This is a genomic window from Myxococcus sp. AM011 (assembly GCF_013372595.1).
Classification (GTDB): domain Bacteria; phylum Myxococcota; class Myxococcia; order Myxococcales; family Myxococcaceae; genus Myxococcus; species Myxococcus eversor.
The window spans coordinates 20,111-37,420 of the sequence record NZ_JABXEM010000092.1; the positions used below are offsets into that span (position 1 = coordinate 20,111).

General features: G+C 67.8%; 16 protein-coding genes. 5 read left to right on the top strand and 11 right to left on the bottom strand.

Annotated features, from left to right (window positions below):
- Window positions 1-68: 68 nt before the first annotated feature.
- Window positions 69-1,043: a DUF6624 domain-containing protein gene (locus tag HUW62_RS20330; protein ID WP_176435359.1), complete on the top strand. Its 975-nt coding sequence runs from the start codon at window positions 69-71 to the stop codon at window positions 1,041-1,043.
- Window positions 1,044-1,056: 13 nt separating this feature from the next.
- On the opposite strand, the gene HUW62_RS20335 is transcribed toward HUW62_RS20330, so the two are convergent.
- The 5 genes from HUW62_RS20335 to HUW62_RS20355 all read right to left on the bottom strand — a co-directional run bounded on the left by HUW62_RS20335 (window position 1,057) and on the right by HUW62_RS20355 (window position 8,703).
- Window positions 1,057-1,800: an arylamine N-acetyltransferase gene (locus HUW62_RS20335; RefSeq protein ID WP_176435360.1), complete on the bottom strand. Its 744-nt coding sequence runs from the start codon at window positions 1,798-1,800 to the stop codon at window positions 1,057-1,059.
- Window positions 1,801-1,918: 118 nt separating this feature from the next.
- Window positions 1,919-4,633, bottom strand: a complete 2,715-nt coding sequence (locus tag HUW62_RS20340; protein WP_176435361.1) for a M1 family metallopeptidase — start codon at window positions 4,631-4,633, stop codon at window positions 1,919-1,921.
- Between the two features lie 101 nt (window positions 4,634-4,734).
- Window positions 4,735-6,006, bottom strand: a complete 1,272-nt coding sequence (locus tag HUW62_RS20345) for an SBBP repeat-containing protein (RefSeq protein ID WP_176435362.1) — start codon at window positions 6,004-6,006, stop codon at window positions 4,735-4,737.
- Window positions 6,007-6,333: 327 nt separating this feature from the next.
- Window positions 6,334-7,851, bottom strand: coding sequence for a hypothetical protein (locus HUW62_RS20350; protein WP_176435363.1), 1,518 nt, complete (start codon window positions 7,849-7,851; stop codon window positions 6,334-6,336).
- A 150-nt stretch (window positions 7,852-8,001) separates the two neighbouring features.
- Entirely contained in the window at window positions 8,002-8,703 is a 702-nt protein-coding gene (locus tag HUW62_RS20355) for a phosphoribosyltransferase family protein (RefSeq protein ID WP_176435370.1), read from the bottom strand.
- Window positions 8,704-8,831: 128 nt separating this feature from the next.
- Between HUW62_RS20355 and HUW62_RS20360 the strand changes: the two genes are divergently transcribed.
- Window positions 8,832-9,302 carry an NUDIX hydrolase gene (locus HUW62_RS20360; RefSeq protein ID WP_176435364.1) on the top strand — a complete coding sequence of 157 codons (471 nt, stop codon included), beginning with the start codon at window positions 8,832-8,834 and terminating at the stop codon, window positions 9,300-9,302.
- A gap of 23 nt (window positions 9,303-9,325) precedes the next feature.
- On the top strand, window positions 9,326-10,090 hold the full coding sequence (locus tag HUW62_RS50025; protein WP_368670444.1) for an immunity 52 family protein: 765 nt from the start codon (window positions 9,326-9,328) through the stop codon (window positions 10,088-10,090).
- Window positions 10,091-10,111: 21 nt separating this feature from the next.
- Here the strand turns inward: HUW62_RS50025 and gpmI are convergent, their stop codons facing one another.
- The 4 genes from gpmI to rsfS form a co-directional block, all read right to left on the bottom strand.
- Window positions 10,112-11,653 carry a 2,3-bisphosphoglycerate-independent phosphoglycerate mutase gene (gpmI, locus tag HUW62_RS20370; protein WP_176435366.1) on the bottom strand — a complete coding sequence of 514 codons (1,542 nt, stop codon included), beginning with the start codon at window positions 11,651-11,653 and terminating at the stop codon, window positions 10,112-10,114.
- A 93-nt stretch (window positions 11,654-11,746) separates the two neighbouring features.
- Window positions 11,747-12,898, bottom strand: a complete 1,152-nt coding sequence (locus tag HUW62_RS20375; RefSeq protein WP_163866417.1) for an RNA ligase RtcB family protein — start codon at window positions 12,896-12,898, stop codon at window positions 11,747-11,749.
- Between the two features lie 91 nt (window positions 12,899-12,989).
- Entirely contained in the window at window positions 12,990-13,454 is a 465-nt protein-coding gene (locus HUW62_RS20380; RefSeq protein ID WP_163866572.1) for a 23S rRNA (pseudouridine(1915)-N(3))-methyltransferase RlmH, read from the bottom strand.
- Window positions 13,451-14,038 carry a ribosome silencing factor gene (gene rsfS, locus HUW62_RS20385; RefSeq protein WP_176435367.1) on the bottom strand — a complete coding sequence of 196 codons (588 nt, stop codon included), beginning with the start codon at window positions 14,036-14,038 and terminating at the stop codon, window positions 13,451-13,453. Before rsfS ends, HUW62_RS20380 begins: the two co-directional genes overlap by 4 nt.
- A 61-nt stretch (window positions 14,039-14,099) precedes the next feature.
- Between rsfS and HUW62_RS20390 the strand changes: the two genes are divergently transcribed.
- Window positions 14,100-14,411, top strand: coding sequence for a tetratricopeptide repeat protein (locus HUW62_RS20390; protein ID WP_255203533.1), 312 nt, complete (start codon window positions 14,100-14,102; stop codon window positions 14,409-14,411).
- Window positions 14,412-14,444: 33 nt separating this feature from the next.
- Here the strand turns inward: HUW62_RS20390 and HUW62_RS20395 are convergent, their stop codons facing one another.
- Window positions 14,445-15,512, bottom strand: coding sequence for a hypothetical protein (locus HUW62_RS20395; RefSeq protein ID WP_163866419.1), 1,068 nt, complete (start codon window positions 15,510-15,512; stop codon window positions 14,445-14,447).
- A 99-nt stretch (window positions 15,513-15,611) separates the two neighbouring features.
- Here HUW62_RS20395 and HUW62_RS20400 point away from each other — a divergent pair, with 99 nt between their 5' ends.
- Window positions 15,612-16,151 carry a hypothetical protein gene (locus HUW62_RS20400; protein WP_163866420.1) on the top strand — a complete coding sequence of 180 codons (540 nt, stop codon included), beginning with the start codon at window positions 15,612-15,614 and terminating at the stop codon, window positions 16,149-16,151.
- Here HUW62_RS20400 and HUW62_RS20405 read toward each other — a convergent pair.
- Window positions 16,148-17,191 carry a TetR family transcriptional regulator gene (locus HUW62_RS20405; protein WP_163866421.1) on the bottom strand — a complete coding sequence of 348 codons (1,044 nt, stop codon included), beginning with the start codon at window positions 17,189-17,191 and terminating at the stop codon, window positions 16,148-16,150. The two genes, HUW62_RS20400 and HUW62_RS20405, sit on opposite strands and share 4 nt — an antisense overlap.
- Window positions 17,192-17,310 lie beyond the last annotated feature (119 nt).

Sequence of the window (17,310 nt, forward strand, 5' to 3'; positions counted from 1 at the left end):
CGCTTCCCCGGTGCCCCCGAGGACGCCTTCGGAGGGCCGGGCCTCTCACCCCCACACCCCGGAGCCCCATGCGTCGTCTCGTCATCCTGCTCACCGCGCTGAACCTGACCGCCTGTGCCCACGGGGGAGGTGCCTCGAAGTCCGCCGCTTCGGAGGCCGCCGCGTCCGCGACGCCCAAGCCCGTCGCCACGCCCGAGGCGAAGCAGGCCTCCGCCGAAGCCCATGGGCTGTCCAGGAAGGGCGACGACGCGGGCGCGCTGGTGCTGTACCGCCGCGCCTGGGAGGGCGGGGTGCGAGGCAAGGTCATGGCCTACAGCGCGGCCTGCTCGGCGTCCCTCGCGAAGCAGCCCGAGGAGGCGCTGGTCTGGCTGGCGCGCGCCGTGGACGAGGGCTTCGACGACGCGAAGCACCTGGACCAGGACACGGACCTGGACAGCATCCGGAACCTGTCCGGCTTCGCGCCGCTGCGGGAGCGAATCGCCGCGGCGGAGGCGAAGCAGTACGAGGCCGCGGACCCGGCGCTGCGCGACGAGCTGTTGAAGCGCGCCGAGGAGGACCAGCGGGTGCGCAGGCTGCTCGTCGCCTCGCAGTTCAAGGACGAGGCCGTCAAGGCGGAGATGCTCAAGGTCGACGCCAGCAACACGGCCTTCCTCAAGGACGTCATCGCGAAGCGGGGTTGGCCGGGCAAGGCCCTGGTGGGCGCGCGCGCCACCTTCAGCGCGTGGTTGATGGTGCAGCACGCGGACAAGGACGTGGCGTTCCAGGAGCAGGTCCTCCCCATGCTGGAGAAGGCCGTGGCGCAGGGAGAGGGCTCGGCCAAGGAGCTCGCGTACCTCACGGACCGGGTGCTGGTGAACACCGACAAGCCGCAGCGCTACGCCACCCAGTTGGAGCCGGATGACGCCGGGAAGATGGTGCCCAAGCTGCTGGAGGACCCGGCGAACGTGAATGCGCGTCGGGCCGCCGTGGGCCTCGACTCGGTGGAGGAGTACATCCAGAGCATGGAGCGGATGAAGGCCGCGGCCAGCAAGCCGCAGCCCTGAGCTCGCGCGGACGCTAGAGCACGACGCCGAAGTGCTCCGCGAGCACCTGTCGACGGGAGTCCTCGTCCACGACGGGCAGCTCGCGGCGCTCCTGTCCCTCGGTGAGGACGAGGGCGCCTTCCTTGAGGGTGACGCGGCCCTTCGGCGTCGCCTTCGTGCACAGCCGTCGCTGCGTGAAGATGGACGCGGGCGACGTCTGGTGATGGTGGCACATGCCGGTGAAGTCCTCCAGCACGCGAGGGACGAGGGAGAGCGCGTACTGCGCCTCCCAGCCCTTCTCCGATTCGCGCGACAGCATGAGTCCCTCGCCGTCCTCGGACAGCCGGTAGTCGCGCCCGTCGCGCGTCTGCACGCCGCGCTCGTCCAGGCGCAGAGGCTCGATGAAGCCGTCCCCGAAGCCGACGTCGACGAGCCACTGTTCGCCTCCGTCCTCCACCTGGAGCGTCAGGTGGTCGAACTCCGGGCCGAAGGTCCCGTCCTTGTCGTCCGAGGCGACGCGCGCGGACAGCGGCGTGACGTTGAATCCCCGGGCCGCGAGCAGCCGGGAGAAGAGGCCGTTGAGCTCGTAGCAGAAGCCGCCGCGCCGACGGGTGACGACCTTGTCGAAGAGGGCGTCCGCGTCGAGCCGGATGGGGCGGCCCAGGTGGATGTCCAGGTTCTCGAACGGCACTGCCTCAAGATGCGCGCGGTGCAGCGTGGCCAGCGACGCCCGCGAGGAGGCGTTGATGCGTTCCAGGTAGCGCGCGGCGTCGAACATGGCCTCTGTGTAGCGCGGTCCGCCCGGTGGGTGGAACGGCTCCCCGGGCGGGAATCTGTTGTCCGCCAGACGTGGCGGGAGGCTCCCCCGGCGGGCGAGGGAGCTCCTTGCTCGCGCGCTACTTCGCGGGAGTGCTGGCGACGGGAGGCGGGCGGCTCAGGAAGGACTTCAGGCTCGTGAGATTCAGGCGGTCGGCCTCCACGCACAGGCGGATGGACTCCAGCGCCCGGGCGTAGGAGCGCGCCGCGCCCTCCAGCTTGTCGACGCGGGGACCGAGGAATGCCTCCACCTCCGCGCGGAGCTTGTCGTCACAGAGCGAGCCCGTCATCGCGATGAGCCAGCCCAGTTCGTCCGAGCGGACGCGGGCGGCGAGCGTGTCGAAGTGCTCGCGGTAGAAGCTCCAGGCCACCTCGCGCGTCTCCGGCTCGGAGAAGGCCCCGCCGAACAGGGGACGTGAGTCGCGCACGTCGAACTCCTTCATCGCCAGATTCAGGTTCTCCTTCACGAGGGCCGGGTCGCGGAAGCCGGCGAGAGCGGTGATCATCCGGGTGCGCTCGTTGCGGTCCTCGGCCTTGCGCGCCCGGTCGAGCAGGGTGTCGTGGAGGGCGCGGTCGGCGTTGCGCGCTGCCACCGTCAGCACCAGGTTCACCGCCTCCGGGTCCACGCTGTCGCGCTTCGCGAGCCACCGGGCCGCGAGAGTCTGGGCCTCGTGCACCAGGGCGGGGTGATGCCCGGTCACCGTCGCCAGGGCGAGGTGCAGCGAGCGCGTCTGCTTCACTTCGTCGCTGTCGTCCTTCCCAGGCTGCCAGCCCAGGGCCTTGGCGCGCGGGCCGTAGAGCTGTCCCACCCAGGTGCGGAAGCGCGAGCGCTCGGCCGGGGTGAGGTGGTCCTCCTGCACCAGATAGAGCAGGCGGGCGCCGCCCAGGACGATGGAGCGGTCCTTGTCGGTCGCGGTCTCCGGCACCAGCTTCAGCGCCTCGCCGAGCGGCAAATCGCCGCGGCTCACCGAGGCCTCCACGTCCGCGAGGAGCGCCAGCCGCTCCGGCACCGTCAGCGCCTTCTTGGGCGCGGCGAGCACCTGGGTGAGCTGCTGCGACGAGTAGCCCGCGCGGTAGTAGCCCACGCCTCCCGCGTTGAGCAGCACCCACTGGGGACACTTCTGGAGGGGCAGCTCCAGCTCACCGGTGCGCTCGGAGAGCAACTGGCAGACGCGCACGTCCTCCGCGCCGCCACCGGCGCGCACGCACACGGGGACCGACCAGGTCTGGTCCTGGACGGCGGAGGAGCCCGCGGGCACGTAGCGCTCCTGGGACAGCTTCAGCTTCGGCGGCTTGCCCGCGTCGCACTGGACCTGGGCGGAGATGCGGGGGGCGCCCGGCTGGTCGATGAAGCTGCGGAAGGAGCGGGCGACGTCGGGGCCCGCGGTCTCCGAGAGCGTGGTGGCGAAGTCGTCGGACGTCGCGGTGCCCCACTCGTGCTTGCGCACGTGGGTGCGCAGCATGTCGCGCAGCTTGTCCGGGCCCAGCCAGGACTCGAACATGCCGATGATGGCGGAGCCCTTGGCGTAGGTGGTGGAGTTGTCGAAGGAGCCGATGACCTCGTCATGCGTCGTCACGCGCTTGCGCACCGGCAGCGCGGTGGCGAGCGTGTCCGCGCCCATGGCGCCCGCCAGCGCGCTGGTGCTGGCGTCCTGGCCGAAGCCCCAGCTCTTGTCGAACCCATCCATCTGCTTGCGGTCCAGCCACGACGTCAGCGCCTCGTTCAGCCAGATGTCGTCCCACCAGCGGCAGGTGACGATGTTGCCGAACCAGTAGTGGCCCAGCTCGTGGCCGGCGATGGTGACGTACCACTTGCGTCGCTGGAGCGTCTCCTCGCCGGGGCGGATGAGCGTCAGGGGCTGGCCCAGGGCCACGATGCCCGGGTGCTCCATGGTGCCCCAGTAGCGAGGCACCACCGCGACGTCGAGCTTCTCGTACGGGTAGGCCTGGTCGAAGAAGTCCTCCAGCACTGTGACGATGCGCGGGGTGACGCTGGCCGCGTAGGCCGTCTCCGCGCCGCGACCCTTGGGGACGATGAAGCGCAGCGGCACCTTGTTGCGGCCGGTGGTGCCCGCGTCCACCACGTCGAAGGGCCCCACGACGAAGGCCACGAGGTAGCTGGGCATGGGCTTGCTGTCGCGGAAGGTGATGCGCTCGAGCCCGTCGGGCAGCGTCTCCTTCGCTTCGACGGCGTGGTTGGCGAGCGCCACATCACCGGCCTTCACGGTGAAGCGCAGCCGCCAGGGCACCTTGAAGGTCGGCTCGTCGAAGCAGGGGAAGGCGCGCCTGGCGTCCACCGGCTCGAAGAAGGTGTAGAGGTAGTTGTGGCCGCCTTCGGCCTGCGAGTAGATGCCCCGGCTGCGCTCGGCATCCACCTTGCCGCTGAAGGAGATGACGATGCGCGCCCGTCCGGGCGACAGCGTCTCCGGCAGCAGCAGGCCGAGCCGTCCCTCGCTCGCGGTGACGGCCTTGGCCTCCAGCGTGCGCGAGTCCTTCTCCACGCGGGCGGCGCTCACCTCCAAATCCTGCCCGTGAAGCCAGACCTGACGCACCGGCTCGCGCACGTCCACGTCGATGGCGACGGTGCCGGAGAAGGTCGGCTCGGTGGAGAGCAGCTTCAGGTCCAGCGTGTAGTGGAGCGGCTGGACGGTGTCCGGAAGTCGCAGCGCGGGAGGCTGGGCTTCGGGCCACTCGGGAGTCGCCGCCGTGGCCTTGGCGGGGACGGTGGTCTCGGTGGCGTGGGTACAGTGCAGCGAGACCAACGCGGGGACGAGGATGAGGAGGAGCCTGCGCATGCCGCGAGGCTACCGCGCCCCCCGCGTTTGGCTACCGAGAAGGGCGCGGCGTCAGGTGTCCGGGAATTCCGCGCCGAGCGCGGCAGTGCCGGATTCTCTCCTTAGAAGCGGCAGAGGAACGCGTCGTAGCCGCCGGCGCTGGTGTTGCCCGCCAGTCCGCCGAAGGTGAGGCCGGTGACGTACGTGTTTCCCGCCGCATCCACGGCCACGCCGCGGCCGATGTCCGAGCGGTTCGTGCCGAGCGTGCGCGTGCCAATCTTGGTGCCGAGCGCGTCGAAGCGGGAGAGGAACACGTCCTGGGAGCCCGCGTAGGCGTTGCCGTCCAGCGAGGCCGTCGTGTAGCCGGTCACCTGCACGGTGCCGTTGGGGGCGACCGCGACGCCGAACGCGTAGTCGGTCTGCGTCCCGCCGAGCAGGCGGCTCCACTCGCGGTTGCCCGAAGCGTCGTAGCGCGCGAGCAGTACGTCGATGGTGCCATTGTTGGTGTTGCCGTCGAGCGTGCCGAACGTGTCTCCCGCGATGTACACGCCGCCGTCCGCGCTCACGGCGACGCCCTTGGCGTCGTCGAGGTCGGAGCTGTCAATCTGGCGGACCCACTGCTGGGCGCCGAGGATGTCGAGCTTCATGAGGAACATGTCGGTGCCCACGGGCGTGGTGACGCCGTCGAGGCTGCCGAACGTGTTGCCCACCACGTAGACTTCATAGGTGGACGTCACGGCGATGCCGCGCGCCATGTCGCTGCTGGGCGAGCCGAGCTGCTGGAGCCAGTACGGGTTGCCGCCGTTGTCGTAGAGCGCGACGATGATGTCGTAGTTGTTGGGGTTGCCGCCGTTGGCGAAGCTGCCGCCGGTGTAGCCGGAGATGAAGACCTTGTCGTGGTCGGCGACGGTGATGCCGGTGGCGAAGTCATCCATCTGCGTGCCGTTCTGCCGCAGCCACTGACGGTTGCCCTGCGGGTCGTACTGGGCGACGAAGTAATCGAACCCGCCCGCGTTCACATAGAAGTCGAAGCCGCCGAAGGTATGGCCGGTGACGTAGACATTGCCGGCCGAGTCGGTGGCCACGGCGGTGGCGCGGTCATCCTGCGAGGTGCCGAGCTGGTGGACCCACTGCAACGTGCCGGCGGTGTCGTACTTCGCGAGGAAGACGTCCGTGCCACCGGCCTTGAGCTCCGGGCCGAGCTGGCTGGAGGTGTGGCCCACGACGTAGACGCTGTTGCCGGAGACGGCGACGGCCTGCGCCTGTTCATCGATGTTGGCGCCGAGCTGGCGGACCCAGGTCGGGGGAGGAACCTGGGCTTCGGCGGCGGAGGGGGTGCTCAGTGCACAGAAGGCACCGGCCACGGCGAGCGTGCTCAACAAGGGGTGTTTCATCTGGGACTCCATTCTCAGTGGGGGAACTGAGCCGTGGAACACGATGAAATCTGTCACCACGGCAAGTATCCAAGACCACGGGACGCACGCGCGCGGAAGATGGGTAGTGAAAGACAGCATGGGCCTATTTTTTGACCCGGTCCGGGTTTTTGATGACTCGGCTACATGTGACTCGGTATGACATATTCAACGCGCGGCGACGCGAATTTCCATGAAAGACGAGGCGGATATGAGCAGCATTTTCTTTAGGTGGAAAAGACTGCGAGAGTCCGTTCTCGATTATTCCTGAGGTCAGAGTACAAAGATGGCGTGATGCAGGTGCGGTCCTTAAAGGCCAAGGCCTAGCGCATAGATAGGGTTCACTGCGAACCACGTGCGCTCATCGACTGCGTCGTTTGGTGTATATGGTCTCGGGGCGGAGTCTCTACCTGATTTGTATAGAAGAAATTCCGTTTCAAGTAGGCTGACCATTAACATTCCCGGGGTGTGAGCCAGTTGCTCTGCCCATTTTGCCCGATGACAGCCGGATTCATTGTTCTCGAAGCGAACAAGTAGATCGAGACAGAGTTCCTGGGAATCCTTGAGGCTAAATTGCTTGCCGGTCTTTCTTGCTGACTGGGCAATAAATTTCAGGCCTGGTTTTGTGTGTTTGTGTAGGTTGTCGAGATCGTGTAGAAACTCAGTCGACATTCTTTCGGCGACAGTTCTAAGGATGTCGCTAGTTACTCTGCTTCTCCCTTCGCGACGTGCTTCAGTAATGAGCGAGTCTACAACGGAAAGCGTCCGTCGGGCGTTGTCGCCGCACACTTCCCACAGCATGTGGAGATTGATTCCTTCCTCGAAAATCTCGGGGAATCCTTCTGCCGTCGACGCCGTGTAGCTTGTTGCCCATCGAATTCTCTCCCTGATTATTGTTTTCAAGGACTTTTGAGTCCAGTGCATTACTCGAATTGACTGGCGAAGTTTGTCAGGGTCGTCGGGGGAGAGGGCTTTGTATATGTCGTCGCGCAATGCGACAACGAAGGTGATTTTCCCACTTCTGCTTAATGTCTGAAGAGAGGAGAGGAGGGCCTCCAGAAGCTCTATGTGACGAGGGGCACCAGTCCACTCTTGGTCAAGGTCATCCAATAGGATGATGTAGTTATGGTCGAGAATATTTTTGAGCTTGCTTGTTACGGTGCTCAAGTCGTTCAGAATGTTGCCGGACTGTTGTTTGGTTGCAGGTTCGCGGAGTTTCAACTCCGTGGCGGCTTCGATGGCTCCAACCTTCCCGGAGAGCTTGATTTCCTCTATTACTTGTATGAATCGCGACGAGAGGGAGGGGTCTGCGCTATCTCGAATCCCACTTTCAATGAGTCGTCGGACACGACTCATGTCGGACTTGAAGACGCTTGCTAATTTGCTCCAAAGTGTAGGTGTGTCGCCGTACTCCTGACGGAGGATTTCGAGGATGAATAAATAGTTCCACAGGAGTTTGTTTAGCCATTGCGAATTGAGCCCGCTATAGATGTCGTCGGCTAGTTGCGTGGACTTTGCGAGTGTCCAAAGAGCAATGTCTTCTGGTTTGATGCTGATGATTTTTGCATCGAAAGACGTTTTTCGCTCTTCGACCATGCGCTGGACAGCGGATTTCCCGACTCCCTTGGGGCCGATGAAAATGAAAAGCCCAGGGATGTTTTCGCGAATAGAATCGAGATGTTTTTCGTCGTCGAGTTCGATGTAGTAATTGGCGAGATCAACCTCTTGCTCGGCAACAGCGCCACCTAGCGGAGGCGTTTTGGTGAAGAGTAGGTTGATAGGTGTTCTGGCTCTCGAGGGTTTTGAACTCCTTGAGGCGTTTCTCATGTTCCCCCCATCCAAGGCTTGTGGCTGGGGCGAATTGTATGGTGCATATGCTCCGCCTCCAATAGTGAGGGCGCGTGGCTCGGTGCGTGAAGATGACCCTGGGTTCTTGTTGCCCCACCGGACCTTGGTGCCAGCAAGCTGGTGCCTCCCTTAAGTGAGGGTGAAGGCGCGAGCGAGCGTCAGCACTTCGACGTGGACGGCGCCGGCCTCATGCAATGCGGTGGCGGCGGCGCGGGCGGTGGCGCCGGTGGTGAAGACATCGTCGAGCAGGAGCACCTCGCGGCCCCTGACGTCGGGCGAGGCGGTGAAGGCGTCCGCGACGTTGTCGGAGCGCTCGGCTTCGGTGAGTCCCACCTGCCGCTGTGTCTCGCGCGTGCGTGTGAGCCAACCCACCGGGGCCTGACGGCCCAGGGACTTCGCCAGCGAGCCCGCGAGCAGTTGGGCCTGGTCGTACTTGCGGGAGTGATACCGGCGCGTGTGGAGGGGCAGGGCGACGACGCGGGTCGGCGCCCGGGAGAGGAAGCTCCGAGCCTCGTCCGCGAGAAGCTCCGCCAGGGGCGCGGCGAGCTCTGGATGGTCTTCGTACTTGAAGCGATGGATGGCCCGAGCCACGGGCCCCTCGTGGGCGAAGGGAGCCCAGGCGCGAGAGAAGGGCGGTGGGTGGGCCCGGCAGCGCGGGCATGAAGCACCAGGGAAGGCACCGGGCTCCGCGCAGGTGCGGCAGCACCCGGGTGGCAGGCGCTCCACGGCCGTGTCGCAGGTCTCGCAGAAGAAGGCCCCGGGGCCTGGGAGGACTCGCGCGCAGGCGATGCACGAGGGCGGATAGAGGACGTCCAGCAGGGCGCTCAGCACGAGGTGCGTGCCATGCAGCGAGGGTGCCACGAGGGCGCCTGTTGACGTGCCGCCGGGTTCCTCGACATCGTTGTGGAGCGCGTGTTGTTCCACGGCGTCCCGATGAACTTCATCCCAGGGAGACGGAGATGACCGGTGGACGGGTCTGGCAGGGGAACTGGAGGGTTCGCCTGTATGCGCGGGTCCGCGAGCGGGGCTACGACTCGCTGACCGCCTTCGCCGATGCACGGCCCGCCGTCTCGCTGATGGGACTGGCCAACGAGTTGGAGAAGGGCGAGGTCGCCGGCCTCCAGATTCTGAACGTGCTGCGCTCCGAGGCGGAGGCGCGCGAACAGGTCACCCGCTTCGTGCGAGATGCGCTGGTGCGCAACATGGCGGAGTACCTTCCGAACGGATGGCCCGAGGTCATGGACGACGAGTCCCGCTTCGTGGTCGCGAAGATGCTGACCTTCTGGTCCACCGACATCCCGGAGACGCACCGCAGGCGCGTCGAGAACGCCCGAGTCACGCTCCGGACCTCTCCACCCCCTTCTGGTTGGCGCCCGCTCGGGCCCGACGACGCGCTGCTGTGCACGCTGCTGCCTGATGACGCGGCATGAGCGGGCCGAGAGGAGCGCGCTTCGTGAACGCTTCACTCAAGACCGAGAACTACCCAGAGACCTACTACGCTGGAGCCTACTGGGGGGCGCGTAGGGCGTCGCCCGAGGATTGTGCTCGTCATACCGCGGCATTCCTCAACCTTTTGGCCGAGTGTGATCCGTTCCTCGCCCACTGGTACAAGCCGGCCAGGTCCCGGAAGGATGCGCGAAAACACCCCCTCATGCCGCCTGATGTGCCCACCCTTACCGAGATGTTCCGGCGAGGCGTGAACCGTGAACCCGGGGGACCCGCCATCGAAGAACTGGGGTTTCGCATTTCGTTCGACAACGGTGGGGACACGGGAGATTGCGGGACGCTTCGCATCAATGGCGGCATGGTCTCAGCGGACGTTCCCAATCATTGCGTGCTCTCCCTGCCGTGGCGCGGCTCAAACGCGGACAGGGTGCTCACCGCACCAGTGTTGGAGCGCGTTGTTCGCGGCATGCTGTTCTCCTGGGAACCCGATTGGGCGTTTGCCACGTCAAATGCATACGAGCGGCAACACCGCGAACCTGAGTCCGCGCCCTTTTCCTTGGGGTGGATGACGTACCTCTCGAATCGCCTGGGCAGATTGCCGCCACTGCCCTCCCCGGTGCGCATCGAGCAGATAGAGGGCAAGGGCACCCTCATCGTCCTCACGCCCGAGCGCTTCACGGCCAGCAACCCGGGACACGTAGCGCTGGCTGAGCAGGTGCGGGAACTGCTGGACCGGGCGGGACTGTTGAAGCCGCGTCCGGTCCAATCGTAGGAACAAGAGGACCCGGTCAGCTCAGGGCAGCACGCCCTGCCGGTTCATCTCCTTCGACTGGGGCAGGCCCATCACCTTGCACAGCGTGGGGGCGATGTCCGCGAGGATGCCGGGGCGCAGCTTCTGCCCTCGGAACGCCGGGTGGATGAGGTGGAACGGCACCGGGTTCAACGTGTGCGCGGTGTGCGGCTCGCCCGTGACGGGGTCCACCATCTGCTCGCAGTTGCCATGGTCCGCGGAGATGGCCAGCACCCAGCCGTTGCGCTCGCACGCCTTGCCGAGCACGCCCAGGCACTCGTCCACCACGCGCACCGCCTGCATCGCCGCGTCCAGCCGGCCGCTGTGCCCCACCATGTCCGGGTTGGCGAAGTTCGCCAGCGCGAAGTCATACGTGCCCGAGTCCAGCCGGCGCACCAGCTCCGCCGTCACCTCGCGCGCCGACATCTCCGGCTTCAAATCATACGTCTTCACGTCGCGCGGACTGGGCACCAGGTACCGGTCCTCTCCCGGGTAGACGACTTCGCGCCCGCCGTTGAAGAAGAACGTCACGTGCGCGTACTTCTCCGTCTCCGCCGTGCGGAACTGTCGCAACCCCTGGCGCGACAGCAGCTCCGGGAAGATGTCCTGCGGCTGGTCCGGCGCGAAGGCCACCGGCAAGTCGAACGTCTCGTCGTACTGAGTCATACAGACGTAGCGCCCCAGGCGCAGTCCACCCCGGTCGAAGTCCTTGAAGCTCGGGTACGCCAGCGCCTGCGTCAGCTCGCGCGCGCGGTCCGCGCGGAAGTTGAAGAACAGCACCGTGTCCCCATCCTGGATGCGGCCCACCGGAGTCCCATCCCCGCTGGCCAGCACCGTGGGCTTCACGAACTCGTCCGTCACCTTCTCCGCGTACGACGCGCGAATCGCGCTCAGGGCATCCGGAGCCTTCGGCCCTCGGCCGTACACCAGCGCCTCGTACGCGAGCTGCACCCGGTCCCAGCGCTTGTCGCGGTCCATCGCGTAATAGCGCCCGCTCACCGTGGCGATGCGCCCCGTGTGCGTCTCATGGAGGAAGCGCTCCAGCTCCTCCACGTAACCCAGCGCGCTCTGCGGCGGCGTGTCGCGCCCATCCAGGAACGCATGCACGTAGACGTGCGGAACGCCCCGCTCCCGCGCGGCCTTCAGCAGCGCGTACAGGTGCTCCATCGACGAGTGCACGCCACCCGGAGACACCAACCCCAACAGGTGCAGCGCCTTGCCGTCCGCCTTCACGCCGTCCATCGCCGCGCGCAGCACGGGGTTCTGCGCCAGCTCCCCGGTCTCCGCCGCGCGGTTGATGCGCACCAGGTCCTGGTAGACGATTCGGCCCGCGCCGATGTTGGTGTGGCCGACCTCCGAGTTGCCCATCTGCCCCTCGGGCAGGCCCACGGCCAGTCCCGAGGTCTGTAGCTCGGTGAACGGGTAGGGGCTCGTCAGCTTGTCGAGGTGCGGAGTTCCGGCCAGGAGGATGGCATTCGCCTCTCGCTCGTGACGGATGCCCCAGCCATCCAAAATGCAGAGCAGGACCTTGTGCGCGGCAGTCATGCCCGAACCCTAACCACCCGGACGCCGGACGGAGAGTGCAAAAAGCACCGGGCAACCCCGTTTCCAGGCCCAGGTTCCGAGCCCGGGGCCGCGCTACTCCTCGTGGGAGCGCGTCTTGTACGTCAGCACCGGCGCCAGGGTGGCCACCACCCGCACCAGCCCCGCCTCCACCAGGTCCGTCACCACGCGGTCAATCGGCTTGTACGCGGGCGGCGCCTCCTCGAAGAGCAGGTCCTTGTTCTCACAGACGACGTGACTCTTGAAAGGGGTGCGCGTGAGCGACTCCGCGGTGAAGCGCTCCTTCATGCGCTCCCGGGCCGCCGTGCGCGTCCACTTGCGGCCCGCGCCATGCGCCAGGCTGTACGCGCTGCCCGTCCCATCTCCCACCGGCACCACCAGATAACTCAGCGCGCCACGGCTGCCCGGAATCACCACGGGGCCCTCGTCCGAAGGCGCCGCGCCCTTGCGGTGCAGCCACCGCGTGCCCCCCGTGTCCCGTCGAGGTGTCACGCTGTTGTGGCAGACATCCAACACCCGACGGGCCGGGGCCCCAATGCCATCCAGCACCCGTCGCGCCACCAGTGCCCGGTTCGCCCGGGCCCACGCCACCGCGTGGTCATGCCGCGCCAGGTACGCTCGCGCCTCGTCCGAGTCCTCCTGCAGCCCGCCCGCCGCGTGGCGGTCCACATGGGCCCGGAGAATCGCCTCGCCCAGTCCGCGTGAGCCGGAGTGCACCAGCAGGAGCAACCGGTCCGCCGCCAGCCCCAACGCCGCGAAGCCCTCCGCGTCGTGCACCACGTCCACCCGTTGCACCTCCGCGAAGTGGTTGCCGCCGCCCACCGTCCCCAGCGCCGCCTCGAACCCGGAGGCCTTCACGCCTTCTTCCGCCAGGAAGCCTTCCGCGTCTCCGCTCCAGGTCCCTTCGACGTTCAGCTTCGCCGCCCAACGCTCCGCCTTGGCCTTGCGCGACAACATCCCCACGTCCCACAACCCCATGCCACAGCCGATGTCGCTGCCCACCAGGTACGGATAGAGGATGCCCTCCGAGGTGAACGCGGCGCCCACCGGCGCGCCCTTGCCGGGGTGCAGGTCCGGCAGTCCCACCGCGTGACGCATGCCGGGCAGGCGCGCCACCGCCTCGAGTTGCCTCACCGCCTCTCCCTCCACCCAGGATTGCGGCGAGGCGATGATGCGGACGGAGGCAGGCGGTGGATTCAGGGGGGCTTCGGTGCCGGCGGTGCTCATGAGGCCCGTTGACGCCCCCTGTCCGGTGGGCCTGACGCCGCCAGTCCCAGGCGGCCCGAGAACCACCCCGGGCGCCTGCTCGCCCGGTGGGCTACTTGTGGTACGGCTCACCCTTGAGAATGGTGAACGCGCGGTAGAGCTGCTCCACGAGCACCACGCGCGCCAACCGGTGGGGCAATGTCATCTTCGACAGGGACAGCGTGAGGTTCGCCGCGCCCCGCACGCTTTCGTCCAGCCCCTCGTCACCACCGATGACGAAGAGCAGGTCCTTGGCGCCCGTCTGCGCCTTGCCCACGTAGCGACTCAACTCCACCGAGTCGAGCAGCGAGCCTCGCTCGTCCAGCGCCACCACCCAGTCCTGCGGCTTGCGCTTGGAGAGAATCGCCTCCGCCTCGGCGGCCTTCGCGTCGCCCGGCTTGAGCTTCTTGCCGCTCGCCTCGGTCAACTCCACCAGCTCGAAGCGGGTGTAGTGGCCCAGGCGGCGGGCGTACTCCTGGACCGCCGGCTCGTAGAGGCCCGAGCGGTCCTTGCCGATGGACAGGAGGCGGACCTTCAGGACACCTTCTCCCGGTTCGCGTCCGCCCAGAGACCTTCCAGGTCATAGTGCGAGCGCAGGTCCGCGAGGAACAGGTGCGCCACCACCTCGCCGTAGTCGAGCAACACCCACTGGCCCGTCTCCACGCCCTCGGTGCCGAGCGCGCGCACCGGCTGCTCACCCTGCTTGAGCTGCACGTGGACGTTCTCCGCCATCGCGCTGACCTGACGGTCGCTCTCGCCGGAGGCGATGACGATGTAGTCCGCGTAGGACGTCATGCCCCGCACGTCGAGGATGACGACGTCGAGCGCCTTCTTGTCGAGCAGCAGCTGGGCCATGCGCCGCGCCAGTGCCTGCGCCTCCGGGTTCTCCGCCGGGCCCGCCTTCTGCTGGAGGGCGGCTGGCAGCTTCACCTTCTTCTTCGCCCTCAGGGGGACCTTGCCCGGGGTCTTCTTGCGAGCCGGCGCCTTCTTCTTGGGAGCGGGACCCTTGCCCTTGGGGGCCGTCCTGCCCGTCGCCGTCTTCTTCTGCTTGCGCGCCGCCGGGGCCTTGGCCTTCTTGGTCGCGCTCTTCTTTCGTGGGGTCGTCTTCTTCTTCGTTGCCATGTGCGGCGCACCCTACCGCACCCTTGGCAACACGGCATGGGTCCTCTATGGGGTGTTGTCCATGAGCGACGCCCGCCTGGAACAGTTCAAGAAGATGGCCGCTGACTTCCCGGACTCCCCCATGAGCCACTTCTCCCTGGGGAAGTTGTACCTGGAGCGAAAGCAGTATGACGAGGCGGCGTCGGCCCTGGAGGCGGCGGTGAAATTGGACCCGACCTATGCCGCCGCCATGGTCTCCCTCGGGGACGCGCTCTCCGGGGCCGGGCAGGTGGAGCGCGCCCGCGAGGTGCTGACCAAGGCTCGTGAGCACGCCCTGGCCCAGGGCCACCCCGGACTCGCCGAGGAGATAGACGAGCGCATCTCCGACCTGTGAAGCGTGGGCCCGTCCGGGCTCCGGGCTCGGGGCTCAGTCGCGCCAGGTGAATCCGACGCCGAACACCTGCCGCGAGTAGGAGAGGTCGTTGCGGGGCAGCCGGGTGCTCCACAGGCCCCAGGACACCTCCAGGTCCACCCGCTCCGACACCGGGCGCGCCAGCTTCAGCGAGAAGGAGTTCTGTCCCTCGTCCTCCTCGACGAGGATGATTTCGGGCGACAGGTAGATGCCGTCCGGATAGCGGGTGATGCCCAGCGAGCCCTGCGCCAGCAGCGTCACCTTCCAGGGCAGGCGCACCCCCGCGTTGCCCGTCACGCGGTGGCGCAGCACCGTCTCTCCGAAGCTGTTGGACGTGACTTCCTGGTACGCGTACGTGAGCCCCAGCGTCACCGGTCCCCGGTAGCTGTAGCTGGCGCCCGCCGTGAGCGCGCCATCCTCGCGCCGGCCCAGGGACGACTCCGGGGCGCCGGGCCTGGCCCGGGCCTGGGGGCCATAGCGGCGCGCGCCCCAGTCCCCGAAGAGCGACAGGCTGTGGCGCCGGTCGAAGCGGTAGCGCCCCACCACGCCCAGCTCCGCCCCGCCGAAGTTGGCCGTCTTGTCCGGCCGATACACGAAGCGCCGCGCGCCTGCCCGCACCCGCAGCGCCAGTCGCACGTCCGGCGCGTACTCGGCGAACACGCTGGTGCCCAGGTCCGAGTACGCCCGCGAGCCGCCCCGCCGGTCCTTCGCGTGGCCCTCCACCCCCAGGCCGAACTCGGTGCCCAGCGCCAGTGAGCCCTCCAGCGCTCCGGCCTGGATGAGCATGTCCTCCGTCGTGAAGCCCACGTACTTGCGCGCGCCCAGCTCGTAGCGCCCCACCAACTGGGTGCGCTCGAATGTCGCGCGCCCCTCGGCCGAGCCCAGCACGCTCAAAGCCGGGTCCACGCCAGGGGAGGGCGTGCTGCCGTCGGTGAAGTCGCGCGGCGCGTTGGTGTCGACCAGCAGCCGAGCGGTGCCCTTCAGCGCACCCTCCCACTCGGCCGCGGACGCGGGCGGAGCGGCGAGCAGTACGAGGAGGACCAGGAGGGTGGGGCGGGCGTGTGACACGACGCGGGGCAACATAGCCGGCCTCGTGCCTGCACGCCCCACTCGCGGGAGGGCGGGCCCGGCCGCCAGGTTGGCGACAGTGACGCCACGCCAGCCGCCCGGTACATTGTTGAAATGCGCCCTGTCTCACTTCTCGCGGCGGCGGTTGGCCTTGGGCTCGCCGCCTGCGCCCAGTCCTCGTTCATCACCGAGGTCAGGGGCGAGACCACCATCCCCGCGACCCTGCCGGGGGGAAGCACCGAGCTGAACGCCTTCCCTCCCATCAGCAGCCTGGCGGGGATGGACTTCGACCAGAACCAGGACTTCAAGAACCAGGGACTCTCCAAGGACGAGGTGACGTCCGTCCACGTCGACTCCCTGTCACTCCAGATTCTCAGTCCCAACGACGTGGACTTCACCTTCCTGGACACGGTGGAGTTCTTCGTCCGGGCAGGAGACAGGGAGTCGCGCATCGCCTGGAAGAATGACCTGGCGCGCTCCAGCCTCCGGGCGCCCAACCCCACGCTGAAGCTCGACTTGGGGGACGTGGAGCTCCAGCCCTATGTCGCCGCGCCGACCATGAGCCTCATCATCCGAGGCAAGGGCCGCACGCCGGAGCGCGAGGTCCGTCTTCGCGCGGTGGTGCGGTTGGAAGTCGAAGCCGGACTGCTCTAGGGCGACGTCAGTTCCTGGGCGCGGTGCTCCAGCGCACCGGCCCGGCCGTCCAGCTCGTGGGCGAGGGACTCCAGCCGCTTCGCCTCCGCCTCCATCTCCGCCAGGTTCACCGGGCCACCGGCCGCCAGCGTCTGGGCGCGCACGCCGTCCACCTGCGGGCGCCGGTCCGAGGCGCGCGCGGTGGGCACGGGGTCTCTCCCGGGCACGGGCGTGGTGGGCACGCCCGGGCCATCGGTGCCCACGTTCGGCGGGTCCACCGCGGTATCGGACTCTCCGGCGAACATGCCTCCACCGCGGTCACTGGGGTCCACGCTGAGGCTCCGGTCCGAGCGCATGCGCAGCCGCAGCCGCCGGTCCTGCTCGTCGAACATGGACTCCTCGCCGAGGAAGTCGCTCATGCGCCGGTCCAGGTCCTTCTCCTCGCGCACCTCGGTGATGCGCGAGCGCAGGGCCTTGAGGCGCTCGCGCACCTTGTCCTCGGCGTCACGCAGCGCGTCCGCCTGCTCCAGCAGATCCTCCGGGTCATCCCCACCGGGAGAGGCCTTGTCCAGCAGGGGCACCCGCGACGCCGGCAGCGCCGCGCGCACCGCGTCCCGCTCCGCGCGGGTGGTGCGCAGCGACTCCAGCAGCGTGGCGCGCTGGCTCCGGTCCGCCGTGACGTCCCACGCGCCGCGCAGCCGCGCCAGCTCGTCCGACAGCGACTGGTGCAGCGCCAGGTGCGCGCGCTCCGACTCGCCATCCGCCGTGGACACCGCCTGCGCCAGCCCCGTGAGCGAGCCGCTCAGCTCCTGCGAGCGCCGCAGCGCCGCCTCCAGCTCCGTGCCCGTCGTCAGCCGCCCCTTGCGCTCCGCCTTCAGCGCCTCGATTCGCGCGGCCACGCCCTGCAACTCGTCCCGCAGCGCCTGCTGCTGGGTGCGCAGCGAGCGCGCCTCCGTCCTCGCCGCCTGCGCCCTCGTCCGTGCCGCTTCCAGCCCGGACGCGGCCTGGCCGGGCACGGCCCAGAGCAGACACAACACGAGGGTGAGGAGGCGGGGACTCATCAGCGGCCACCCATGAGCAAGGCGGATGCCAGCCTGCTCTGTCCAGCCCTCCGCGCCTGCCCGGGAAAAGCGCTGGGATTCCAGGCGCCTGGACACACCAGGTGGGAGCAGGTGGGGGC